This is a genomic window from Pseudoalteromonas sp. J010 (assembly GCF_003934235.1).
In the GTDB taxonomy this organism is placed as follows: domain Bacteria; phylum Pseudomonadota; class Gammaproteobacteria; order Enterobacterales; family Alteromonadaceae; genus Pseudoalteromonas; species Pseudoalteromonas peptidolytica.
The window spans coordinates 18,046-42,026 of record NZ_RDBW01000030.1 but is presented as its reverse complement, the minus strand read 5'-3'; the positions used below and the strand labels follow the sequence as shown (position 1 = coordinate 42,026).

Here is a 23,981-nt window from a genome sequence, read left to right as displayed (position 1 = left end):
CACAAGCAAGTGTTTGCTGTGGGTTTTTTTATTTTTATATTTCATTTGAGGACGTTATGGCATCATCTAAGTTGATTGATTTATCTGCGCTTCCTCTGCCACAGTTGCTAGACAATCTAGAATATGAACATCTGGTGGAGCAGCTTAAAAGCACGCTCAGCGAGCAAAACCCAGATGTTAGCGCGGTACTCAAACTTGAGTCGGAGCCACTTACACAATTGCTCAATACTTTTGCCTATCACAGCATGTTATTGCAAGGGCGGATCAACGATGCGGTTAAAGGTAATTTATTGGCAACGGCGACGAGCACGGACCTTGACCATATCGCTGTACGATATGGGGTAAGTCGTTTGCCACAAGAGCCGGATGATAGATTTAGAAGTCGTATTCAACAGTCTTTTCATAGTTTAAATACCGCAGGAACCGCAGAAAGTTATCGCTATCATGCACTCTCTGCTGATAGTCGTGTCAAAGATGTGCATGTTGCGAGTCCTTCACCTTGTCATGTTGTGCTGACAATTTTAAGCCATGAATCGCCTAATGGCTTACCTTCAGATGGATTGCTAAACAAGCTTAAAGCAACGTTTGGACTGAAAGCGGATACAGTTGATACTGTATCTGATGTGCTTGCATTACAAAAAGTGCGGCCAATAGGTGACAGAGTTGAAATTATACCAGTGACATTGAAGCCCTATACTCTTCATGCTCAAGTGCAATTAGCCCCAGGACCCGGCAAAGCACAAGTTAAGGCACAAGTGCTGGCCAAGTTGAGAGATTTTTTTGCACAAACGGGTGTAATGGGCAAAGCGATAAAACGATCAGCACTGTTTGCCACTTTATATAGTAGTGGTGTGGAAGATGTTGTACTCGCTGCACCGAGTGAGAATGTCACAGTAGAAGGTCATGAGGTCCCTTGGTGTGAAAATGGCATCGCAGGTGTGATATTTGAAGGTGACGTGTGAGTGAGAGTCAACTTTTGCACCGAGGTGTTGAGCTACTTGAGCACATACAAGCCGCTCAATCCCCAATTTTTGAAGTACTGAATGACGCGGCAAGCTGCCTCGAGGCATTATGGCAACCTGATACTTGTCCAATTGAATTATTACCTTGGTTGTCGTGGAGTCAAAGTGTTACGCAGTGGAATGAACAGTGGCCAGAGCCTATAAAACGCCAGATCATTGCGCAAAGCTATGAGCAACACAAACACCTTGGGACGCGTTTTGCCATTATTAACGCATTAGCGCCTTTTGGCTATGACACTCGTATCACAGAGTGGTTTGAACAAGTACCGAAAGGTCCAGCAGGAACTATCGCGATAGATGTTGCGGTATCTGATAGAGGGCTTGATGAGTCGTTATATCAGCAGATTTTTCAAACTATTTCCGCGAATAAGCGCCATAGTATTCAGTTTGATTTATCGCTCAGTTTATTATCCACAGCAAAAATTCAGCTAGCGTCAGCCACGCTATTTGGTTCTTCTGTCACGGTGTACCCTTATTATGCCAGCGAAATTGTAAGCGATGCCCAAGTACGTCTTGTCGCAGCCAGTCAGTCTTGCAGTTATACCCATATTTACCCTCGGAGTAGTTATGCCCCAACCACAATACTGGACCATGCTGACACCAGCGGGTCGCGCTAAAATAGCCAATGCCATTGGCACAGGCGTTAAAATCAACTTAGTCAAATTTGCTGTGGGCGATGGCAATATTTTACCTGATTCAGAACATCTCACGAGTGAGCGATTTAGAGGACTGATCAATAGCTCCAAAACGTTAGATAACAATCCCGCGATGCTTGAGATTGTCGGTATTGTGCCTGCTACAGAGGGTGGGTTTTATGTTCGTGAAGCGGCTTTTTACACCGAAGACGACCAGGCATTTGCCATTGTTAAATACCCTGAAACATATAAGCCAAATATTGAAGATAATGCCAGTGCCGAGCTTGGCATAAAAGCGGTAATTGATGTGGTGCAGTCAGAGATGGTGAATTTAAAAGTTGATCCCTCTATGGTGTATGCCACACAAAACTATGTAAATAGTGAAATTAATAAATTTGTAGGCTTGCTATCGCTTGATGGTGGCGCGTTTTCCGATTCATACCCTAACGTTCCCTCGTTAGACGGAGGCAGTATTTAATGTCGAACAAAATTCAATTTAGGCGCGGGCCTGCGGCAAACCGCACCAATGTTACGCCGAGTAATGGTGAACCAATATGGTTGACCGACAGCAAAAAGTTATTTATTGGTGATGGCACCACCCCAGGCGGCGTAGATATTTTTACCACTCTTGGCAGTGCCATTCATCGTGATGCAGGTAGTGGTGCCAACCATGTTCTGTTGCTAGACAGTGCCGGTAAAATTCCTGAAAATGTGCTTCCGAGTCTTGCCATTGGTGAGCCATTTGAGGTCGCTAGCCAATCTGCTATGTTGGCGCTGCATGCGCAGCCCGGCGACTTGGCAATTCGTACTGATGAGAACAAGTCTTATATTCTCAAGTCGACACCTGCAAATGTCTTGGCAAATTGGGTGCTGCTACGCACACCAACAGATAATGTATTGTCTGTAAATGGTAAAACAGGCGCTGTAACGGTTAACAAAGCAGATGTTGGCCTAAACCAAGTTGATAATTTATCGAAATCGCAGCTGTTTACCTCGCCGATGTTCACCGGTACGCCAAAATCCCCCACACGAGCACGCTCAGATAATAGCACCAATATTGCCACCACCGCGTGGGTGCGAGACTGGGTTAATTCATTAGGTCTTGCGGTTGAAGGCGGTGATATTGACGGGGGAGTATTTTAATGGGGCGACGGATCCAATTTAGAAGAGGCCCAGAAGCAACACGATTACAGACTGTACTTGGTAACGGCGAACCGGGGTTTTCAACAGATATAAAGCAGCTTTATGTCGGTGATGGCGAAACACTGGGCGGTGTACCAGTGTTGATGTCTAAGTTTATTAAGATAGCCGCCCCAAGTGTTGCCGCTTGTGGTGCTCGTCATTTATTTCAAGCGGTAACTACACTGCAATTACCGGATGAAGCATCAAATGGTACAACCTTAAGCGTCATGTTAAGTCCCCATGCCGGGGCGACTCAAGAGTTACCGGCTCGGGTGTTGGCACCTGTGTCTAAAACGATTTCAGACGATGAAGGAAATGCAGATACTGAATATCACATGACAATATCAGGGATTGAAAGAACATTTCTTTTTATTGATGGAGGATGGCAGATATGGCGTTAACTGATTGGGGTAATACTTTTGGTTTGGATAAGCGCTATGCTGGCATGACTCCTGAAGTAAATGATGCAGAATTTACCACCATAGCGAAAGTAATTGGTAGTAATTTAGCATCTAAGTGCTCAATTAGTTTAAGGGGAACAACCAGCAATACTGTTGTTAACTTTTCAGCGAAGATATTAGTTAATCATTCAGGGGATATTGTTGTTGAGTCTTTGAGCGGGGATTACACACAGCTTGAACTAAAAATACTTAGCAATGCAAATGAAAATTATCTAATCCAAGTTAGGATTATTGGCGGTGCCCCTTTATCATTGAGTTGTTATATTCTATCTCACACCAACGATAACGTGAGTATAGGTAACTACAGCACCGCAAACTATCCCATTGCACATATCCATAAAAGCAAAAAAAGCAGCAAAGCATTAAGCTCCATAAACGAAACCAATATGTTTGTGGCGGGCAATGACGTACTCCATTCAGGTAACGTTGATGAATACCTAGTCGGAGAAAGGAAAAAGCCGCTGGTAAGTGGTGTTATACCCGCGCACAGCAATGTGCACCTAAAAACGAGCGATATATTTACCTTACCACCTGTTGCAGAAACACCAGAAGATGCTGTGATTGTTGTTTCTAAGCGTCTGTCTGCAACTCCGTTACTCAAAACAAATAGCCAAGAGAAAATAATCATGACCCGAAGAGGGCGAACAATAGAAAAAAATGAAGTGCTGTTTGATACAAACTGCACACTAACGTTTATTTTGAATGACGAGGATAACTGGGAGATGCAAATATGAATAGCGCCAAGGTCAGCCAGTTAATGGGTGTGCATCCTTTAGACGCCATATCAGCTGTTGATGGACAAATTCTTGAACCAAATAATAAATATATGTTTGGGTATGACATTACCAGCGTTCGATTACCTCCGTCAGACACGTTAGAGGTTGGCGACTGGATTGAGTTTATTCCACCAATTGGGCAGTCAGTGAGTGTCATTATACAAATCATCGATAACTCACGTCTGTTTTCAGTTATTAATAACAAGGCGTTTGATAAAAACACCTCTTTAATTGTCAGAGGTGGTGCTCTGAATTATTACAATTATGATGTGGATGCAGTGCATCGATACAGGTTCAATGGCAGAGATTGGCAACCCGAACAGGTGTGGACACAATCTCAAAGCGCCATGGCAGAAACATCGGGTGTCAAAGTTATTACGGAGTCCCAAATATTTACAGTACCTATAGGTGTACAGCAAATCACTGTTGATATTGTTGCACCAGGAGGTGGCGCTGGCGGTGGTGCGACGGCTCAAGTTCAAGGGTACTCTAATATTGTTAGCGGCGGCTCTGGTGCAGGCGGAGGTGCCGCTGTTTTAGGCGCACGAATAAACGTTACCTCAGGACAACGAATTAATATCATTATTGGTAGTGCAGGTATTGGTGGTTACACCTACTTACATCGCGATGCTCAAAACACAAATGGTTCTGATGGAACATCAGGGGGGAACACTATTTTTGGTGATTGGATTGAAGTTGAGGGAGGAAAAAACGGTAAAGGCGGTACGTACTTGCTAAACGCAACGTCTACATCATCAATCTCTTCAATAATGGGCGGCCTAGGTGGACGGGTGTTAAAAAACACAACCGATGGAAGAGAAATTGATGGCGGTAAAGGTGGTAACTCTGGAGTAGCCAAGCTCAACAACAGCACTAACGGTGAGCATGGAGAGTCTATTCTCGATAAAATCGGAGGTATAGTACATGAGATTGGCACCAATTCAGATTCCAGTGGCGGCGGAGCTGGAGGGGCATCAGCGCTTGGGGATGGCGGTAATATACATGTGAGTGGATCGAACTTCGGGGGGGGCGGAGGCTCTAGTAGCGGATACGTTTATACACGGAGTGGAAGTTCGCCGCATCGAGCCGGAAATGGTGGGCGTTCAATGGTTAAAATTGCGTGGAGTATTTAATGAGAGCCGCATTAGTAGAAGATGGAATAATAACCAATTTAATTGAAGTATCACAGCTAAGCGACATTGCTGGGGCGCAGTTCATTAGCCCCAAAAGCACGCTTCAAATTGGGGACGAGTACCAATCAGAATTAGCATGTTGTGGTGATGAGCCGCCAGTAATAATACCCAATATTCAGCTCAGTGGCATTAGCGTCAACAGCGCCAACGCGAGACTACTAGGTAAAATATGGTGGGTGCCAAAAGCTGAGGCATTTACCATTACTGCAACCGCAAACGGTTTACCAAATGGTGGGGTGATGGTCGTGGTTGAGCGGGTACTCAATGGGTATCAGCCAATTGACGATACTCGATTTGTTGCCACTATTGAAAATGACCAAGTGACTATTCAGGGCAAATTCGAGCAGTCGGGCAATTACATTATTACAGCTAAACGATTAAATGAAGGACTAGAACGAATAGGTGCGCCGTTTAGACTCGAATTCGAAACGATGGAGTTTGATGCTTATATTCTTGCCGTATAATGTGTAGCTAACCGGTCATAATTGACCTGTTTTACTCCCTAAAAATCAGTAAGATACACCTATGCTTGAGAAAGTTAACAAGCACAGGTTTCCAATCTCCAAGGCCCACAAGCAAGTGTTTGCTGTGGGTTTTTTTATAAAAGGAGTTGACCATGGCATTTGAGCAATTGGACTTATCGCAGTTGCCTGTCCCAAAAGTAATCAAGGAATTAGACTTTGAGCAGCGCTTAAGAGCGYTAAAGCAAGCGTTAGTCGCGCAAGATGAGGCATTGCACCCTGTGCTTGCACTTGAGAGTGAACCACTCACTAAATTGCTTGAACTTATGGCGTATCGTGAGCTAGAGCAGCAGAGCATGCTAAACGACGCGGTTAACGCCAATTTACTTGCCAGTGCGTCAGGGAGTGATTTAGATGCAATCGCTGCAAGGTTTAATGTTGCAAGGCTTGGGAATGAGGATGATGAGCGTTTAAGAGCGAGAACGCAATTAGCGTTTGATGGACTCAATACCGCAGGGAGCGCGGCCTCTTATCGCTTCCATGCTTTGTCAGTGAGTAATGAAATTTGCGATGTGCAAGTTCATAGTCCGCGGCCATGTGAAATAGAGCTAACCGCCTTGAGCCGCGTTGGAAAAGGTACATTAAGCGTGGAGCTGCTAAGTAAATTACACGTCGCCTTTACCCCTGAATCGTCAACTCAGCCTCAAGTTTCTAAAGTGAGACCGCTTGGAGATAGAGTCACTATCAAGCAGCCACAGATATTGACATTTAACATTGCAGCGGAACTTGAAATTTTACCGGGTCCATCGTCTGAGGTGATTGTAGACAGTGCCTCAGCCGCGCTCGAAGCTTACTTAACTGAAAGACGACAGCTTGGTCGGCAGATCACGCGAGCGGGCATTAGCAATGCTTTGTTTTTATCCGGTGTTGAAAACATCAAGCTGGAATCGCCAAGTGAAGACATTATACCTCTAGATAATGAGGTGGCGTATTGTGATCAAATGGATTTGCGGGTAAAGGTGAGGGGGCAGGATGACTAAGCTTTTACCTCATAATGCGTCAACGCTTGAGCAGTGGTTAGCTGCGCTGCAAGCCAAGCCTCGAACTATCCGAGCAGGCTTATTAGCGGCCTTAAAAATTGATCAGCGCAGCGATGATGAGCTAGTGGAAATTGCGCGTTATCTCTCGCTGAGTGAGGTCAGTTGCCTTGATGTACGCAGCGCACTTAAACGCTTATCAAGTAATAAGCTGCTGCCAATTATTTATTCTCAAGTGTTTTTCCCAAGAGATGCACTTGAGCGCCTAGCCACAAGTATTGGATTAATTGGGCTCTCCCTAAAGGGTGATGAAGCACGAACTCAATTGCGTGATGCTTGTGTATTGAACGATACACGACTGCTGTTGACGAGTCTTTGGCAACCCGCACTTTGCCCTGAGGCTTTATTGCCATTTGTGGCGTGGAACTACTCTGTGGATGAGTGGGATGAAAGCTGGCCTTTGCAGGTGAAACGCCAAGTGGTGGCTGACGCATTTACAGTACATCAGTATAAAGGCACACCGTTTGCGCTGCAAAAGGCGCTAGACAGTTTAAACATTGAAACTGAAATCAAAGAGTGGTGGGAAACCCACCGTACACCGGGAACGGTACAGATCTGGGCACTCATTAATCAAAATTTGGACGACCGACAACAGGGACTGTTGACCCCCCAAATGCTTAAACGCATTCGCCGTGTGGTAAATGCAGTCAAGCGCGGCGCTATCCATGTTGATTTACAGCTGGGTATTTCGCTTAAAGAGCAAATAGGAATTTCCGCACTTGGTAATACGCCATTGGGACTGAGCAGTACCAAGGTATTGGGCTTGGGAGTTAAGCCCGCTCAAGGTGTAGCGGGATTGACGGTATGTGGTCATTGTAATCAGTATGGTTATCAAGCATTACAGGTTGCTGGTGGTGGTATTTTACCTGATGAAAGCAAGGCAAGAGTAGCGGTTGCGGCTGGCGCTTTACAGTTGAATGCGTATGAACATGATTGCCGGGGAAAAGGAATAAAGCCTGATCAAATGGCGCAAGGAGTCGCGCTGGGCAGTGCTATGCAGCGACTTCATTATCAACATTATCAATTACAAGGAGCGACATAATGTCAGCACTAACGCTTCAATTTACCCACGCTGGACTGGATGCGCTCTTAAGTGCCCAGGCGCGTGGTTTTAAAGGGCAAATTAGTCACATGGCATTTGGGGATGCGGCGTACACGCCATCGCAAAATCAAACCGAGCTGCGCAGCCTAAAAGAGCGCGTTGCGATTGCCGACAGCGATTATCAAGATGGTGAAAGCACAAGCCTTAAAATTGCAGGCAAATTCGACGCCCCACTGGAATATGCCATTAGAGAAATAGGTGTGTATTTAGATAGCGGTGAAGTGGATGCAAGTGGTGAACCTGAGCTTATTTTGCTTGGGGTTTACTCAAAAGCCAACACCACCCTAGGCTATCGAACACCTGACGTTAAAGTGTTGCAGTGGCTGACACTCAGCCTTGCTCAGTTACCCAGTGAAAGTATCGAAGTTAAATTGGGTGTCGATAACTTAAACCTTATCGTCGACAAAGAGCTGGCTGAGATGACGCTCACCCAGCTCGATACCATGCACCGGCAAATTAAGCAGGAACTACGTTTGCAGCAACAAGCTTGTGAGCTGAGTGAGCTTAGGCAATTACTCTCAAGTGAAATTACACGTTTAGATACAACACACACGACGCGACTAGACGATAGGGTTGAAGCTATTCATGGTGTCTTTAACGGTGAGCTCGCCAATGTAACTCGGGTGCAACTAGATACGATGAACCGCCAAACCAATCAAGAAATCAGATTAACCACTCTTGAGCATCAATAAGGAAACACTATGTCAAATGACAATTTAACCATAACGGAGCGCCTGAGTCAGGTTGCCACACGTGCCAATGCACTGTGTCAAACTGTTGAAGATCAGGTTGGGATTATTCAAAGTACGCTAGAGAATAAAGCTGAGGAGGTAGATCAGCATATTGACTCTTCTACTGCTGAACTCACTGCAGCTACAAATGGAATGAAAGCGCAGGTAAATAGTTTTATTGATAGTCAATTTAGAGCTGAGCTACCTTTCTTCCGCATTACTAAGAATCAAGAGCTGAAAATTAATGGCTCTTTAACTCCTGGAACTAAGGGGATCCCAGATGGTTACAGTTGTAGGAATAGTAATCATTACGAATGTGAAATTGTAGCCTATTCAGAGCATGGGAAGATCAAAGAAGATAAACACCCGGAGATCAGAGCAATGTATGATCAAATTCAAGGTGGTACTCCAAAATATAATCAGCCTGATTTTGCAATCGTACGTGTAAAAGCATTAGAAGTGGATGATTATCCAGCATTTGAAAATGCGTACTCCATTTATCAAGGTGCTTTACCTTACAACAACCCATTGACCTTTGGTGGTTGGATAAAAGCTGAATCAGGAAAGGTTCGATTTACTTACCCGTCCGATGACTTCTTAGTTCCAACAGATGACAAATGGCATGAAATGACTCGACAATCAAATATGCCTAGTAGCGGTGGTGTGAATTACACATTTGGTCCTCACATTTATCTAGAAAAAGGAGCTAGCTGCCTAATTGCTTTACCTTCGGTAGTTGCAGGTAAGGTTCCAGCAAATCGATGGGGATATTTTGAAAAACCAGTATTTGAGAGGCAACTATAATGTTAGAACAAATCGTAATGAGAAAAGATGAGCTAGGTGGAGAGCGCAGCCAATTCGACATTGATTGTGAATTAAGAGCGTACCTTAAAAAAACGGATTGGTATGTGATAAGGGAGCTAGAAACGGGAGTGACCATTCCTACTGATGTGAAAGAACTACGCAAGCTCGCCCGAGAGGCAATAACCACTCCATTTAATTAACCTTCTTTCGGGCGTTTCGTCCATCTTCGGCTGTTCATCTAGCCAATTTATAATTTGAGAGCACAACTATGCATCGACAAACCTTGATAGCTAAGGTGTTGACGTGTCTGAGTGATGGCTTGTCTGAGCTTGCAACAGTAAACTTACTAAAAGCAAGCCAGCCGCAGCCTGACTTAACAGAGCGTGCACAGCTTACCCTTATCCCAATCGCTGAACGACAAGCCAGTGAATTGCAAGCAAAAGGCGCCGATAAAGGCGTCACCTATGGGCCTGCGTCCAATAAAAACCTGAGCCCAAATGCACTCGACAGAAGGGTGTTGACCTTGCAGCTCGAACTGGCGCTAGAAGAGGCTGATCCTATCGCCCTTGTCACGCGATTAGATAATGTGGTCAGTGCCACTGAAGCTGCAATTATAAAGGACGAAGCGCCCACCCCTTGGCAACATTGTATTTTTGAAAACGTCAGTATTGATTACAGTGACCAAGTCAGTTCTATGCTCGCCAAGGCGACGTTGGTTTGGCAATTTTATTATCAAGTTCACTATCCTGAAGAGCCGGGAGTGGAAATCACAGAGGTTTACCTTGGCCCTCGCGGTGGTGAACATCGTTTGATCGCCAAAGTACCAGCAACTGAGGTGGCAACATGATTGTAAATCAACACTTTTCTGACCTAGCAATGTCTGATCTACAGCAACGAGTCAACAAATTAATTAGCTTAGGTACGGTACATGAGGTCGATTATGAAACGGCGACTGCAAAAGTCAAAATGGGTGATTGGATCACCGCTAAGCTACCTTGGTTAACAGCACAGGCTGCTCAAGACATGACATGGCAAGCGCCAGAGGTTGGGGAGCAAGTGGTGGTGCTAGCACCATACGGAGATACTGCACAGGGGGTGATCCTTGGTAGTTTATATTCCAATGCTGCGCCTCATCATCACCAAAAGCATGTACTGGATGGCGGGGAAGCGTATGGGGCAATAGCGGATAAAGAAGCGGTTAGTCGTACTAAATATAAAGATGGTGCGATGGTGGAATATGATCGTGAGCAGCATATTTATCACTTATACGTGCCCAATACTAGCGGCAATGATGTGGCGCAAATTAAGGTGCACTCAGCACGCAATGTACATATTGAATGTGGCAAAGATGCCACTGTTATTGTTGGAAATGACGCCAATATACAAGTTGCAAATAACTTAACCGCCAATGTTGGTAATAACGCGGTAGTAAATGCAGACAACAATATTAATGTGGCCGCAGCCAATGCGCTATCGCTTGAGGGAAGCACCATTAGCATGCGTTCAACCTCGGGCAATATTGAGGTTGCAGCCAGCGCCACGTTAAAACTTAACGGCGCCAATATTAGTGCGCAGGAGTAAGGAGTTATGCCAGTCATCGCAGTGGATGGCGACATCACGAATGTTCACGCGCAATTTGTACCGGGGACGGCCAGTGCGACGCAGTCGAGTTTTACTGCAGCGGGCAAACCGATATTACGTGTTGGCGATCCAATTAGCACCCATGTTTTTGCACCAGACCCACGAGTAAAACATGCAGGTGCGACTATCAGCGCTGGTGCTGGCAGCTTTACTATTGCGGGTAAAGCCGTCGCCAGAATAGGCGATGCCACCAGTTGTGGCGGCAAGCTTGCAACGGCTGGTGTGGCGTCATTTACCGTAGGAGGGTAACTCAACATGATAGGAATGAACGCCAAAACTGGTAAAGCACTCGGTGGCGTTGAGCATCTAAAACAAAGTATCAGGGATATCGTCACCACACCGCTTGGTAGTCGTGTGATGCGACGCGACTACGGCTGCGGTTTGTACGAACTTGTCGATAGACCTTTTTCGCACACTTTGGTGGGAGACATTACCATGACCATAGCCGAAGCACTTGAAAAGTGGGAGCCACGTTTTCAACTTGATGGTGTTGCGGTACATCCAGCAGGAGAGGGCAAACTGTCCATCGAAATTAAAGGACTGTACTTAATCAACGGGGAGCCTGTCACCATTGAGGGTATCCAAATCTAAGTTATTTTTTATCCACCTTATCCGTTAGGGATAAGGTCAACAAACTCTAATTTATATGAAGTTATTAGGGCCATACAAGGCAGCTTGTATGGCCTTTTTTATTCTCTAACTGACATGTCTTTAAAGGAGATAACTATGTCAAAATTTCTACACGGTGTAGAAGTCATTGAGGCGCAATCCGGCACGCGTCCAATCAAAACAGTAAAAAGCTCAGTAATTGGTGTAATTGGTACAGCGCCAAGTGCAGATCCTGATAAGTTTCCGCTTAATACTCCAGTGTTGGTTGCTGGCAAACGTGCTGAAGCAGCACCGCTTGGTAACGAAGGAACACTACCTGCGGCAATGGACGGTATTTTTGACCAAGCTGGTGCAGTCGTGGTTGTAGTGCGTGTTGATGGTGCTGATGAAGCGGCAATCATGTCAAACATGGTTGGCGGTGTGGCAGCAGACGGATCTTATGAGGGTGTGCAAGCTTTCTTAGGTGCGGAGTCAGTACTTGGCGTAACACCACGTATTCTTGTAGCGCCAGGTTATGCACATCAGCGCCCTGAAGGTAATCGCAACCCGGTTGTTACAGAGCTTGTAAATGTGGCTGAGCGCCTTCGTGCGGTGATTATCGCAGATGGCCCAAACACCAATGATGAAGATGCAAAAGCATATCGTGCAGATTTTGGTTCGCGCCGTGTTTATGTTGTTGACCCTCATGTCAAAGTATTCCGCGATGGTAAAGCAGAAGTTGAACCAGCCAGTGCTCGTGTAGCGGGCATGATTGCCAAATCGGACAACGACCGAGGTTTTTGGTGGAGCCCAAGTAACACCAATATGAACGGTATTGTGGCAACTGCACGTCCTATCGACTTCCAGCTGGGCGATGCCAACGCACGTGCGAATATGCTAAACGAAAAAGAAGTGTCGACCATTATTCGTCAAAACGGCTTTAAGCTTTGGGGTAACCGTACTTGTTCTGACGACCCGAAATGGGCATTCCTATCAGTGGTACGTACCGCAGATATGATCAACGACTCACTACTGCGTGCGCACATGTGGGCGGTTGACCGCAATATCACCAAAACTTACATCGAAGATGTTACCCAAAGTGTTCAGTCGTACCTGGATAGCCTAAAAGCACAAGGTGCAATTTTGGGCGGTCAAATTTGGGCTGACGAAGAGCTAAACACTCCAGCAAATATTCAAGCAGGTAAAGTGTACTTTAGCTTTGATTTCACGCCGCCAACACCGGCTGAGCACATCACCTTCAAGAGCATTCTAACTAACAACTACCTAGAGGAAATCGTATAATGGCAATCTCTCCAAAAATTCTTAAAAAATTCAAGCTGTTTGTAGACGGTAAAGGCTATCTAGGTATCGCTGATGAAATTCAGCTACCAAAAGTCACGGTAAAAACTCGCGAAGTGACATCAGGTTTCCAAGCGCCAGTTGAGTTAGATGTAGGCCAACTTGAAAAGCTAGAAGGCACTATTACGCTACTTGAATATAACGCAGACATGATGAAGCTACTTGGCGATTGGAGTGGTGCAACAACACCTCTGACTGCTCGTGGCGCAATCCAAGCACAAGGCGAAGCGCCTGTTCCTGTAGTGGTAACGCTTGAAGGCTTCTTCAAAGAAGTGGATATGGGCAGCTGGAAAGATGGTGAAGAAGCCAAGCTAACTCTGCAATATGCAATTCAGAAGTACAAACTACAAATCGGTCAAGATGTGATTTATGAAATTGACCTATACAACGACGTTCGTACCGTTAACGGTAAGGATCAAATGGCAGCACTTCGCGCAGCAATCGGAGCTTAATCCATGAAAGAAATCATTACCTTAGCATTCCCAATTACGGTCGATGGGCATGAATATGCAGAATTGACAATGAGACGACCAAAAGTACGCGATCGGTTAATGGTTGATAAAGCGGATATTAGCGAGTCTGAAAGCGAAATTCGTTATTTCTCGCACTTGTGCGAAGTTTCTCCWGACATTATCGAAGAGCTTGATTGGAGTGATTTTGTTAAGTTGCGAGAAACGCTACAAGCTTTTCTCGTGTCCCGCCAAAGCGCTTAAAAGCGATGGTCATTGCCCTTGCCAAGTACACCGGCTGGGGCTTGGCCGAGCTGAACGCGCTGACAGAAGATGAACTCATTGAATGGTTCGAAGCAGCGCTTGATCATAAACAAGCGACAGAAGCGGGCTAAACCGATGACCGCAATCGCCCCTTAACCCTTTAAGGGGCGTATTTCCATATTTTTAGACGCTTTAGCTTAGGCTACTTACTCAGCAGCCTAAGCTAAAGCGTTTCACTTTTCTTTATTTTCCTCAGGTAACGCCATGACAAAAAAAGGTAAACAGGCTCGTTCGCGCGAGGCGAACAAAGTCAAAAATAAGTTGCCACAGGTAACTTCTCTTGCAAACCAAGTGGCACAGTTAGGCAGCATAGTTGCCAAACTAAATGCAAATTCAGCCACAGCAACCAGTGAACAAGTTCAACAGTTAATCACGATTATGACCCAGCTAAATGCCAGTGCGGTGTTGCATCCTGAAGCGTCATTTTCCCTCCCTGAATTTCAAATACCTACAAGCCAAACCGGCGCAAGCGCAGGCGAAAGCTCCAAACTGGTAGAGCAAGTCGACCAAGTGATGCTGGCACTGCCTGATTCACTTAAGCATGCAATAGATGGTTTGTCTGACAAAGTGGCAGGGCTTGATTTTAGCCGTGCGGCGCAAACCGTAGATGTTGAGCTAGAGGCGTTGGCGCAGCAGGTGCCATCGATTTTTAATGGTATTTCTGTCGCCTCTGCTGTGGATGTAGTAGAGCAAGCTTCAAAGCAAGTCCACGGAGCCGCCGAGCCACAGCAGCAATTTTGTGTGGATGTTGAGTCATTAAGTCAAGCTTTGCCGGCATTGATGACAAATTTAGATGTTTCCGCATTGCCAACTCAGCTGCTTGAAACCGGCAAGACCTTGAGTGATATACAGTTCACTGAGGTGCTTAAAGGCGACCTTAGCTCACTAACAGCTGCGGCACCAACCCTATTAACTCAGTTTGGTTTCGATGAGGCTGCAAATGTAGTGACCCAGTTTGCCCCGGCGATGGAGCAGCTTGATCTCAAGGGTATCGTACAAGGTGACTTACAAAGTTTACAACAAGCATTACCTAGTTTACTTGATGCGGTTGATTTAGGTGCGCTAAACCAGACATTAGCTCAACAAATCCCAGCCTTGTCACAGCTAGATTTAGCGGGGCTTGCCCAAGGTGAGTTGGGATCGCTTGTTACCACTTTACCTAATTTGCTGGATGCAGCTGGAATGGAAGGTGCTGCGGATACGCTGTCAGCGGCATTACCTGCACTACAACAGCTGGATTTGGGGGCGATAGCAGAGGGTGATGTACAATCATTACTGCAAAATGGCCCCGCATTGCTAGACGCATTTGATATGCAAGGTGCCTCACAAGCGCTTGGTGCGGCACTGCCAATCGCTGAAAAACTCGACTTCAAAGGGTTAATGAGTGGCGAGCTTGGCAGTTTGGTTGATGCTGCACCAGAAGTTCTTCGGGCGTTTGAGCTTGGAGATGCCGCAGATAAGTTACAAGCCGCAGTACCTAGTTTAAAACAGCTGAACTTAAAGCAGATAGCCAGCGGCGATGTGTCGAGTTTGATGGCTGCGGGTCCATCATTGCTCAAAGCGTTTGAGCTAGATGGCGCCGCAGGTGTACTGGAAAACGCATTACCAGCATTAGAAAAGCTTGATGTGGATGCGATTTTAGGTGGCGATATTCAGTCCTTAGTGAGTGCTGGGCCTCAGTTACTAAACGCATTTGGTTTGCAAGATGCCGCGAGTGTGTTGGAGCAGCACGCAGATTTGCTCTCCAATATTGATATAAAAGGGGTACTCAAAGGAGATTTATCTTCATTAACTAAAAGCCTACCAGATTTATTTGGTGAGTTTGGTTTTGAAGGAATGGCAGATGACTTGTCGGAGTCGTTCTCTGAACTTGAAGCCGATATAAAAGATAACCAGCCTAAAGCAAAAAAAGGTCGCAAAAAACGCGGTAAAAAGCGCAAAAACAAAACCAACCTTTCAGGTAGCACTGCTAAATCACCGCAGCAGGCAAGCAAGCGTAAAGGTAATAAGCCTTTTCTTCGTTTGCTTGACGGGGGCAAAGCACCAAGTGCAACAGCACAGCTAAATGCTGACGCGGAGCAACCAAAAAAAGCAAAAGGAAAAGCAAAAAAAATCAAAACTATGGCAGCTGCAAATGATCCCAGTGTACAAAAGTTGGGGCGTTTTTCAGCAGTCAAAAGCGGTAAACTTGGCAGCGTATTTAAAGGCTCCAAGCGACTGCTAGGGCGCGTGGCAGCTCCTTTGAGTGTGGCTTTAGGCGCATTTGATGCGATGACGGTGCTCACCGATCCTGCCCTTAGCGCAAAAGAAAAAACCACCCAAGTGAGTGCTGCTGCAGGTGGTGCTGGTGGCGCACTAGCTGGCGCGGCTGCTGGTGCGGCGCTTGGCTCGGTAGTACCAGTGGTTGGCACTGCTATTGGCGGGTTAGTGGGAGGTGCACTTGGAGCAATGGGTGGCGAGTCAATCGGTGGGTGGCTTGGAGATAAACTGGGTAGTTTATTTTCAAGTGAGACACAACCTGGCGAAACGACATCTACATCGGTTGGTAGCGAGCACAGTCGCCCACAAGCTGTGGCTCAGCCAGCCATACCTAATGCAGGCTCGGCCGCTAGCGAGGCGCTCGATTTTGTTAAGAACAATGTTATTAACGAGCTGAACTTAGCAACGGGTACCGCTGCGGCATTGACGTCCCAGCATGGAATCGCCAACACTAAAGTGCACGGGGTGAGTAAAGCCGGCGACATGGTAGGCAGAGCGCTTAACGCACATACCGTGTGGGAGACGATGAATAATGACACCCTTTCACTACAGCAAAAGTCAGGCGTAATTGGTAGCACCTTAGGTGGTATGTTTTCAGCTGATGCCGTAACTGGGGCGATGTCAAAAAGTAAAAACCCGTATGTGAAAATGGCAGCACCTATGGCGGGGTATCTTACCAATAACTTAGTTGGATCTGCGATTAAAGGGTGGTTTACAGATGAAAAGCCTAAAACGGTTGCTCCCGAGGCGATACTCGATCCAAACAGCTTAGGTACGCAGCCCACCAGCGGTGACAGTGCGGCCAACAGTACCTTACAACCAACCAGACATGGCGGCTCTGTTACTGTGAATGCAAACATCACCGTGAATGCAAAAGAAGCTCAGCAGGCGCAAGAAATCGCACAACAGGTGAAACGCATCTTAGAGCAACAGCAACAACAAGCTGAGCAGGCGCTCAGTGCGCGCTATTACAACCATGTAGCATAAACAAAAAGAGGGCTAAATGAGCAAGGTAAACCATGCTAAGCATATGATGCAGCTAGGAAAGTATAAATTTTCAGTGAGTACGGCGGCATTTGATAAGCTCCAATATGAGTCTACATATCGTTGGGAAACTCATGATTCGCAAACTGACAAAGATTCGCCTCCAATGCAGTTCATCGGCGTTGGTGAGCAAGGACTCACGATAGAAGGCGTAATATTTCCACAAATTGTAGACAACGGCCTAAAGCAATTAGACATGATGCGAGACGAGGCGGCCAAAGGGGAGCCAATGACCCTTGGATATGTAGAAGAAAGTGGTAAGTCTAGTCCCAGTGTTGGTCGAGTTATGGGTAAGTGGGTGATCACGCGGATAGCGGAAACTCGTACTCTGTTTTTTAACGATGGGATCCCGCGAGAAATACAATTTACGATGGAGCTTAGCCGCTATTAGCGGCAATTTGCCCTAAGGAGTGAACATGAACAAAGGTGTGACCTATATTACTCGAGATGGAGATTGTCTCGATTTAATCTGCTTTAAACACTACGGGCGCAGCAGCGGTATGGTGGAAAAAGTGTTAGAAGCAAATCATGGACTGGCTGAGCTTGGCCCGCTCTATCCTGAGCAGGTCAGTATTTTTTTACCCGAGATTGCAAAACCTGCGGCATCTAAAGTGATTAATATCTGGGACTAATATGAACCTACAGCCACATTATTCAATTAAAGCCAATGGGAATGAAGTCGCAAGCACACTCAAAAACCGCTTAGTTGAAGTAAGCGTCACGACTCGAACAGGGCTGGCAAGTGATACCTGCTACGTACGTTTTGACAACTTAGCTGAAGCTCCCATTGCGCTCCCGTCCCCGAGCGACAAGTTAGAAATTGCGATGGGGTATAAAGAGGGGACGAAAGATCAAAGTGCACCGTCGACTAAGTTAGGAATTTTTGAAGTGGGAGCTTATGAGCTGACCGGGCCAAACCGCTCGTTAACCCTTTTCGGCAATAAAGTGCTGTGGGATAAAGATTTTAAGGCGCTTAAGGTACGCTCTTGGCCTGAAAATGGTAAAGATGAACCGGTATTACTGGATAAACTCATTAAAGAGATAGCTGCAGAATATGGTCTTCAAGCAAAGATTGGAGATACTTTTCAAGGACTAGAAATCCCTCACATTGAGCAAAGTGAGAGTGACATGCAGCTGCTGAGTAAACTGGCAGTACAGTTTGATGCCATTATGAAAATTGCAGACGACAAGCTCATTTTTATGGCAAAAGGTACTGGGAAGTCGCTCTCAGGTAAAGCCCTACCCAGTGCAACTATTGGTAAAAAGCAGCTCACCACTTGGAAGCTCAACGCGAATCACCATAAGTTGATAAAGTCGGTTGATGCTTACTTTTATGACCAAGCATTAGCACAGAAAAAGCAAGTGAGTGCGGGCAGCGGCACACCAAAAACAGCGCTGACTTACGTGTACCACACACAAGCACAGGCGCAAGCGGCGGCGGATGCGATGCTCAGCAGGCTCGCCCGAGCGCACCGTGTGGTCGCGCTTAGCGTTGTTGGTGATCCTGCTTTGGTTGCTGGAGGTGTGATCACCATTAAGGAAGTTGATGACAGCCTTGATGGTGATTGGTTTATTAGTGAGGTTAAACACGTTATCAATCATTCAGGTTTTGCCAGTCACTTGACTTGTGAAGCCCTTATACCAATTTGAGCAAGTACGAAGACAAATAAATATTAAAAAGGCATGCCACGTGGTTTGAATCTTGGGTGGTATGTCTCCTTTCTCCCTATGTCCCGAATAGGGTGTTTTTATATCAGGCGAAGTAGTTATACCGTGTTGAGTGTTTTTTTAGCAAATCGGTAGCAATTGTCCGATGTCCGTAAAGTGCAAGATATAATCCTTTCTCCATGTGGGCCATCCTTATTTTGAGGCTCTGGCCTCTTTCCTCTTATGAAATAAGCTGTAATTCGCTGTAATGGTATCTGGTATCAATTACTTCTACACTCAGTAATGCTTTTTGATTTAACAACTGCAAAAAAGGATTACAACATGTCACACCACTGCAATCAAAATCCCATTGTGTCGGCAGCTATCTATCCGCCTATTGGCGTGATGCGTGTCGGAAACAGTCCTGATGAGTTTTTCATTGGCCCTGAAGTTGATACTTTAATCCCGCGAGATACTCAATATTATCGCGACCGCACCGGTGCATTAAAACGTCAAGCGGCACGTTTTCGTATTTATGGTTTGGATGCAGAGGGAAATGTCGTCAAAGAGTTAGTCTATGATGAGCAAACATCAATCACTTGGCGTGCACGCCTTGCAAATCAAAAAGCCTCTTGGTACGAATTTCAGTTAGCATTAGACATTCCTGAAGCAGCAGAAGCAGATCCTAGTTTACTGCGCAATTTAAACGTGGAAGACCGTAACGCGTTGCTGATCGACGGCGGTGAATGTCAGATAAGTGGTACTAGTTCTGGTTGTGGCTGTAGTCGTTTTGAAGGCCGTTTTCAGGGTAAAAAAGTATATCTTGGCGAAATGCGCACGGATGAACAGGGCAGGTTGATAATGCTCGGTGGTCATGGTGTTTCTGAAAACCCACAAGGTCACGAAGCGGTTACTTTTGGTAATAACGAAGGTTGGTACGACGATACCTCAGACGGCCCGGTTATGGCATCTGTTGAATATCAAGGCAAGTGTTTAACAGTAAAACCTGCATGGGTAATTTGTGCGCCACCGGATTATGCTCCGATGCAAAAGTCACCTCGTACGATGTGGGACTTAATGCGTCAAGTGGCTGTTGATGCCGATATGTTGCCTGCGCCTTCAGGAAAACCCTCTTTCAGCAAAGATATTCTGCCAATTTTTCAACGTATGACAAACCTACAGTGGGTTAATGCCGGTTTTGCCGCTGGGTTTGGTTGGCATAGCCCATTTGATTTTACGTCAAAGGAATGGATAAGCCGACTGAATGATAACTCTGACACGTGGAGAGAAGCGAGACGCAACTTATTTAACAATTTCAGGCAAGTCGAAAAAGTTGAAAAAATAACACCTGAGGGTAAAAAGAATGTGTGGGATCCACAATTTGCAGCCTCCGCGCCACAGCTGTGGCCGTGGTTATATGGCGATGCAATGAGTGTTGATGCCGATGATTCTCCAAGACAGTTTGTAACGTTGACAGATATTCAGTTGCACATGCTACAGCAGTGGTCGAACGGCGACTTTGAGTCTGATTATGATCCCAAGTACCAGCCTCCCGTGTATCTTGATGATGTTCCGGTGGCGCAACAGCCTGATATGTTAACCAAAGCCGCGATGGAGTTTTGCCTCGCAGATGCTTTTCATCCAGGGTGTGAAATGACATGGCCGATGCGTACAGCAGGATTGTATAGTGAAGCATTTCGCCTTAACCATGCACAAAACACCGCGCCGACTCATGGCACAAATTATGGTGTAGAAATGACACCTGCAATAGCACTACATTCGAGCGGCCCGATATTAACAGGACAAGTTGCAGGAGGGATAACACGGTGGATGGCCATACCTTGGCAAACGGATACAGCTAGCTGTCGAGATGGTTACAATGCTGCATATGACCCATATTTGCCGACCTTTTGGCCAGCGCGTGTACCAAATAATGTATTAACCGAGCAAAACTACCATACCGTGATTGATGAGTGTTTGTCACCAGAAGTACGTCAGGCTGCTTTTAATGACCGAGCGCTTTGGTTAGATGACTTACCTATCCCGCCGGATACAAAACCAAAAGAATTGTATCAGGCTCAGATAAACAGCATGGTCTCGAATTTTGCAGACTTAACAGTCGTATTGCCGAAAAGCGAGCCAGGTGTAACAGGTTTTCCAACGACCATGCAAGTTGGGATCGCGCCGCACACGTCAGCTCCGCAAACAGAGAAGTTGATGACCAGTGGGCATGGCAAACAGGGTGTACGTCCAGACTTATCACAAACTGACAAAGCCCATCGTCGTAGTCGCAAGCGCTAGTTGAATATGACGAAAAGGAAGTCAGACATTGTTATTGTGGGAGCCGGTATTGCTGGGTGTATTCTAGCATTAGCACTGCACCCACACTACCATGTTGTCGTAATTGATAAGCAGGCACAGGCACAAGAAAAGGTAGGTGAGTGCCTACCTCCAGCTGCGTCTAGGGTGCTCAGAAAATTGCATTTATCGCACTTGCTACAAAGCCCTGAACATACAACTAGTCATGGCATGGTTTCTTTTTGGGGCAGCGACTATCCAACGATAGTGGATAACGTCAAAAATCCAGATGGTCTTGGCTGGCATATTCATCGGCAACACTTTGAACAGCAACTCAGAGATGAGTTGGCACGCCGTGGTATTTCGTTGTTATCTTCGGCTAAAGTAGCAGGGATAACCAAAGCGGATATGGACTGGCAGGTACAGGTTACCAGTCAAAAAAGTCAGAGTGAATTGACGACCCAGCTTTTGATTGATGCAACCGGACGAAGTTGCCATATTGCTAGGCAGCTGGGTGCCAAATTAGTGTTAAGCGACAAGCAAATGGCGCTTTGGCTGACGGCACCAGTGGCTACCTCAAAACAGCTTGCGGTGATCAGTGATGAAACACACGGCTGGTGGTATAGTGCACCAAGTGCCGCGTATCTATCACAAAATACGGGCATGCAGACACGAGTCTTTTCGTGGCAAGCACCTGCCGAAATCATAAAACGCAGCGGTATAGCTGATGTAGATGGATTTTTGGCAAGAGCACGTCAGGTGAAAGGGTTTAGTACTTTGGTTGATTTAGTTAATCGTCAAGGTGCTAGGCTGCATCCTATGGTGAATGCTAACTCTGCACGATTGGAGCGTTGTGCCGCTGACGGTTGGTTTGCAGTAGGTGATGCTGGTATGAGCTTTGACCCGCTATCGTCGCAGGGAATGCTGCATGCTATGAATAGCAGTATGCAGTTAGCAGAAATTCTCGTCGCTCACGGACTGAGATCAACACGTGCTACTGAGCTTTATCAGTCACAAATGGATAGAGTATGGGCCAGATACCTAGAACATCGACAATATTTTTACCACGGTACAACACTAGCTTGATTGCTGAACCCACGCAATAGAAATAAAAGGCTTTGCCCTAGTCGTCGGTCGTTATCTTGCTGTTAGCGTCAGATTTACTCCTTCAAATTGAGCAAGTATTAAATCAAATTGGTATCAAATTAATGTAGTAAGTTGGGCGTCAATAAATTAGCACAGTTGTGGATTTGAGCTAATGTTAAATGAGGTTCGGTTAATCGGCTTTGGTCTTTGGGTGTACTATGCCTATCCAGCAAGAAAATGTCGAAGAGACACTCTTTTTTAGTCAGCTTTTGAAGCAAACGTCCGCAATTGAATTACTTAAACAAGTATTGATGCACTCCCATCATGCGGTAGTTATCACTGATGCTGATCGCAATAACGGCTATCGCATTGTTTATGCAAATAAAAAGTTTTGTACTCACACAGGGTACGAATTAGCTGAGCTGGTTGGTAACTCGCCTGCTATTTTGCAAGGCCCGAAGAGTAATAAGCGTGTTATTGCCAAGCTCAGTGCGGCATTAGAGCGTGATGGCTTTTTCTATGGTTCTTCTATTAATTATCGTAAAGATGGCAGCATGTATCCTGTAGAGTGGAACATATCTGCGGTGTGCAATGAACAAGGTGTTGCGACTCATTACATATCAATGCAAAAAGACCTAACCAACCTGCGACGACTCGCGGAGCAAATTCAAGAATCAACCACAGTATTTAAGCGTTTTTACTTTAATGCGACCCACAATCAAGCATTTGTAGGGCCAGAAGCTCGCCGCTTTCGCAGCAAAGGTAAATCAACACCAGATGCTATAGAGTTATTCGATGAAACACTAACTGAGCTTAAAAAAAATGAAAAGCTTCTCAATGGTAACCTGCGCTCTGAAGCGGCCGAGGAACTATTTGAAGATGCGTTTTTTGACATGGGGCCAGATGATCTAGGTGCTTTTTCTAGCAAGCAGCAAAAGGGCCCTGAGTCAGCGGAAGGCTTTTGGCTAGAATGCCCAATTGAAGAAGATGACGTTGCTTGTTTACTCGAAGCTGTGGATGAGGTGGACGCGGAAGTTGGTTTGATACAGGCGAATGGTTATTCGCAGCAACGTATTGAGCTGATCATCAAACTGTATAAGGAGCTGGCTAACAGTTTATACTTTTGTGTTGAGTTTAATGATGGAGCATTAATTATCGATGAGGTTGCAGTATGTTTGACGCAACACTTGAGTGACAGCGATATTCCAATTGAAATGTTAGTGATGTTCAATAAAGATTTGTTTGTGTGGATAAAAGAAGTCTTTGACGCCAAGCAGTGCGATAATATTTATAACGGTGAAACCAATACGATTGCTGCGGGTCGGCAATTGATTGCGATGTTAAATTAATTTTAGCGTGCGTGAGCGACTAGCGCTTATACTGCTTGTTGGCAGGACACTTGCAGCTTTTTACTTATCCAACGTGAACCTTTAAGTGACATAAATGCCACATGTAAACTCCAGCATGGCGTTTGTATTGCCTTACTCATGATAAGCATTGAAGTGAGCTTGGCCTCCTAAAATCAAAGTATTCCTAACCTGTTTTATCAGTAATGTACTATAAATACATGGCACTGTTTTACGTCATTGCAGTTAAACGAATTGGTGGTGCATCAACATAAAAACTGTGCATAATAATACCAAATTTAACGTAATACCAATTTTCTTAATTAAGTGGTCTATTTTGAGGCGAGAAAATCTTGTCGATAACCCCGCTAACGCGTCCTGCTATCGCCAAGGTACCTACATCCGTGTAGGCAAGGCAAAAATTTTGCTATTTAGTTGTTCTAAATAAGAAATTTTTAACGCTGTTAGCGTCAGAT

Annotated in this window: 28 protein-coding genes; all 28 read left to right on the top strand. The window is 45.6% G+C overall.

Annotation, left to right across the window (positions count from 1 at the left end; genetic code table 11):
• The first annotated feature begins 56 nt into the window (after nucleotides 1–56).
• Nucleotides 57–962 carry a baseplate J/gp47 family protein gene (locus tag EAG18_RS16045; RefSeq protein WP_125253383.1) on the top strand — a complete coding sequence of 302 codons (906 nt, stop codon included), beginning with the start codon at nucleotides 57–59 and terminating at the stop codon, nucleotides 960–962.
• Entirely contained in the window at nucleotides 959–1,639 is a 681-nt protein-coding gene (locus EAG18_RS16040; RefSeq protein ID WP_125253382.1) for a phage tail protein I, read from the top strand. Before EAG18_RS16045 ends, EAG18_RS16040 begins: the two co-directional genes overlap by 4 nt.
• Nucleotides 1,590–2,135 carry a phage tail protein gene (locus tag EAG18_RS16035; RefSeq protein ID WP_185745608.1) on the top strand — a complete coding sequence of 182 codons (546 nt, stop codon included), beginning with the start codon at nucleotides 1,590–1,592 and terminating at the stop codon, nucleotides 2,133–2,135. Before EAG18_RS16040 ends, EAG18_RS16035 begins: the two co-directional genes overlap by 50 nt.
• A complete protein-coding gene (locus tag EAG18_RS16030) occupies nucleotides 2,135–2,800 on the top strand; it encodes a hypothetical protein (RefSeq protein WP_125253380.1) in 666 nt (221 codons plus the stop codon). Before EAG18_RS16035 ends, EAG18_RS16030 begins: the two co-directional genes overlap by 1 nt.
• Nucleotides 2,800–3,240, top strand: coding sequence for a hypothetical protein (locus EAG18_RS16025; protein WP_125253379.1), 441 nt, complete (start codon nucleotides 2,800–2,802; stop codon nucleotides 3,238–3,240). Before EAG18_RS16030 ends, EAG18_RS16025 begins: the two co-directional genes overlap by 1 nt.
• Nucleotides 3,231–4,034: a hypothetical protein gene (locus EAG18_RS22410; RefSeq protein ID WP_275557316.1), complete on the top strand. Its 804-nt coding sequence runs from the start codon at nucleotides 3,231–3,233 to the stop codon at nucleotides 4,032–4,034. The genes EAG18_RS16025 and EAG18_RS22410 overlap by 10 nt, the downstream gene beginning before the upstream one ends.
• Nucleotides 4,031–5,209, top strand: coding sequence for a hypothetical protein (locus EAG18_RS16015; protein ID WP_125253378.1), 1,179 nt, complete (start codon nucleotides 4,031–4,033; stop codon nucleotides 5,207–5,209). The genes EAG18_RS22410 and EAG18_RS16015 overlap by 4 nt, the downstream gene beginning before the upstream one ends.
• Nucleotides 5,209–5,733, top strand: coding sequence for a DUF4369 domain-containing protein (locus EAG18_RS16010; protein WP_125253377.1), 525 nt, complete (start codon nucleotides 5,209–5,211; stop codon nucleotides 5,731–5,733). The genes EAG18_RS16015 and EAG18_RS16010 overlap by 1 nt, the downstream gene beginning before the upstream one ends.
• Nucleotides 5,734–5,885: 152 nt before the next feature.
• On the top strand, nucleotides 5,886–6,770 hold the full coding sequence (locus tag EAG18_RS16005; protein ID WP_125253376.1) for a baseplate J/gp47 family protein: 885 nt from the start codon (nucleotides 5,886–5,888) through the stop codon (nucleotides 6,768–6,770).
• Nucleotides 6,763–7,869: a phage tail protein I gene (locus EAG18_RS16000; RefSeq protein WP_125253375.1), complete on the top strand. Its 1,107-nt coding sequence runs from the start codon at nucleotides 6,763–6,765 to the stop codon at nucleotides 7,867–7,869. The genes EAG18_RS16005 and EAG18_RS16000 overlap by 8 nt, the downstream gene beginning before the upstream one ends.
• Nucleotides 7,869–8,621 (top strand): phage tail protein, encoded by a 753-nt coding sequence (locus EAG18_RS15995; RefSeq protein WP_125253374.1) that lies wholly within the window; start codon nucleotides 7,869–7,871, stop codon nucleotides 8,619–8,621. The genes EAG18_RS16000 and EAG18_RS15995 overlap by 1 nt, the downstream gene beginning before the upstream one ends.
• Nucleotides 8,622–8,630: 9 nt before the next feature.
• Nucleotides 8,631–9,464 carry a hypothetical protein gene (locus EAG18_RS15990; RefSeq protein WP_125253373.1) on the top strand — a complete coding sequence of 278 codons (834 nt, stop codon included), beginning with the start codon at nucleotides 8,631–8,633 and terminating at the stop codon, nucleotides 9,462–9,464.
• Nucleotides 9,464–9,664 carry a hypothetical protein gene (locus EAG18_RS15985; protein WP_125253372.1) on the top strand — a complete coding sequence of 67 codons (201 nt, stop codon included), beginning with the start codon at nucleotides 9,464–9,466 and terminating at the stop codon, nucleotides 9,662–9,664. The genes EAG18_RS15990 and EAG18_RS15985 overlap by 1 nt, the downstream gene beginning before the upstream one ends.
• 68 nt (nucleotides 9,665–9,732) lie before the next feature.
• A complete protein-coding gene (locus tag EAG18_RS15980) occupies nucleotides 9,733–10,311 on the top strand; it encodes a hypothetical protein (RefSeq protein WP_125253371.1) in 579 nt (192 codons plus the stop codon).
• Nucleotides 10,308–11,045 carry a phage baseplate assembly protein V gene (locus tag EAG18_RS15975; RefSeq protein WP_125253370.1) on the top strand — a complete coding sequence of 246 codons (738 nt, stop codon included), beginning with the start codon at nucleotides 10,308–10,310 and terminating at the stop codon, nucleotides 11,043–11,045. The genes EAG18_RS15980 and EAG18_RS15975 overlap by 4 nt, the downstream gene beginning before the upstream one ends.
• Before the next feature lie 6 nt (nucleotides 11,046–11,051).
• A complete protein-coding gene (locus EAG18_RS15970) occupies nucleotides 11,052–11,354 on the top strand; it encodes a PAAR domain-containing protein (protein WP_125253369.1) in 303 nt (100 codons plus the stop codon).
• A gap of 6 nt (nucleotides 11,355–11,360) precedes the next feature.
• Entirely contained in the window at nucleotides 11,361–11,696 is a 336-nt protein-coding gene (locus tag EAG18_RS15965) for a GPW/gp25 family protein (protein WP_125253368.1), read from the top strand.
• Nucleotides 11,697–11,831: 135 nt separating this feature from the next.
• Nucleotides 11,832–12,995, top strand: coding sequence for a phage tail sheath subtilisin-like domain-containing protein (locus tag EAG18_RS15960; protein ID WP_125253367.1), 1,164 nt, complete (start codon nucleotides 11,832–11,834; stop codon nucleotides 12,993–12,995).
• Nucleotides 12,995–13,504, top strand: coding sequence for a phage major tail tube protein (locus EAG18_RS15955; protein ID WP_010378397.1), 510 nt, complete (start codon nucleotides 12,995–12,997; stop codon nucleotides 13,502–13,504). Before EAG18_RS15960 ends, EAG18_RS15955 begins: the two co-directional genes overlap by 1 nt.
• Nucleotides 13,505–13,507: 3 nt before the next feature.
• On the top strand, nucleotides 13,508–13,765 hold the full coding sequence (locus EAG18_RS15950) for a phage tail assembly protein (protein WP_125253366.1): 258 nt from the start codon (nucleotides 13,508–13,510) through the stop codon (nucleotides 13,763–13,765).
• A 5-nt stretch (nucleotides 13,766–13,770) separates the two neighbouring features.
• Nucleotides 13,771–13,896, top strand: coding sequence for a hypothetical protein (locus EAG18_RS22405; protein WP_263972633.1), 126 nt, complete (start codon nucleotides 13,771–13,773; stop codon nucleotides 13,894–13,896).
• A gap of 133 nt (nucleotides 13,897–14,029) precedes the next feature.
• Nucleotides 14,030–17,071, top strand: coding sequence for a phage tail protein (locus EAG18_RS15945; RefSeq protein WP_125253365.1), 3,042 nt, complete (start codon nucleotides 14,030–14,032; stop codon nucleotides 17,069–17,071).
• Between the two features lie 16 nt (nucleotides 17,072–17,087).
• A complete protein-coding gene (locus EAG18_RS15940) occupies nucleotides 17,088–17,519 on the top strand; it encodes a phage tail protein (RefSeq protein ID WP_125253364.1) in 432 nt (143 codons plus the stop codon).
• A 25-nt stretch (nucleotides 17,520–17,544) separates the two neighbouring features.
• Complete coding sequence (locus EAG18_RS15935) at nucleotides 17,545–17,760, top strand: tail protein X (protein WP_125253363.1); 216 nt, start codon at nucleotides 17,545–17,547, stop codon at nucleotides 17,758–17,760.
• Nucleotide 17,761: 1 nt separating this feature from the next.
• The gene (locus EAG18_RS15930; protein WP_125253362.1) at nucleotides 17,762–18,778 is read left to right on the top strand and encodes a contractile injection system protein, VgrG/Pvc8 family; all 1,017 of its coding nucleotides are present in this window, start codon (nucleotides 17,762–17,764) and stop codon (nucleotides 18,776–18,778) included.
• 339 nt (nucleotides 18,779–19,117) lie between these two features.
• Nucleotides 19,118–21,076: a LodA/GoxA family CTQ-dependent oxidase gene (locus EAG18_RS15925; RefSeq protein ID WP_125253361.1), complete on the top strand. Its 1,959-nt coding sequence runs from the start codon at nucleotides 19,118–19,120 to the stop codon at nucleotides 21,074–21,076.
• A 6-nt stretch (nucleotides 21,077–21,082) separates the two neighbouring features.
• Nucleotides 21,083–22,159 (top strand): NAD(P)/FAD-dependent oxidoreductase, encoded by a 1,077-nt coding sequence (locus tag EAG18_RS15920; protein ID WP_125253360.1) that lies wholly within the window; start codon nucleotides 21,083–21,085, stop codon nucleotides 22,157–22,159.
• Nucleotides 22,160–22,377: 218 nt separating this feature from the next.
• Nucleotides 22,378–23,508, top strand: a complete 1,131-nt coding sequence (locus tag EAG18_RS15915) for a PAS domain-containing protein (protein ID WP_125253359.1) — start codon at nucleotides 22,378–22,380, stop codon at nucleotides 23,506–23,508.
• The last annotated feature ends 473 nt before the right edge of the window (nucleotides 23,509–23,981 follow it).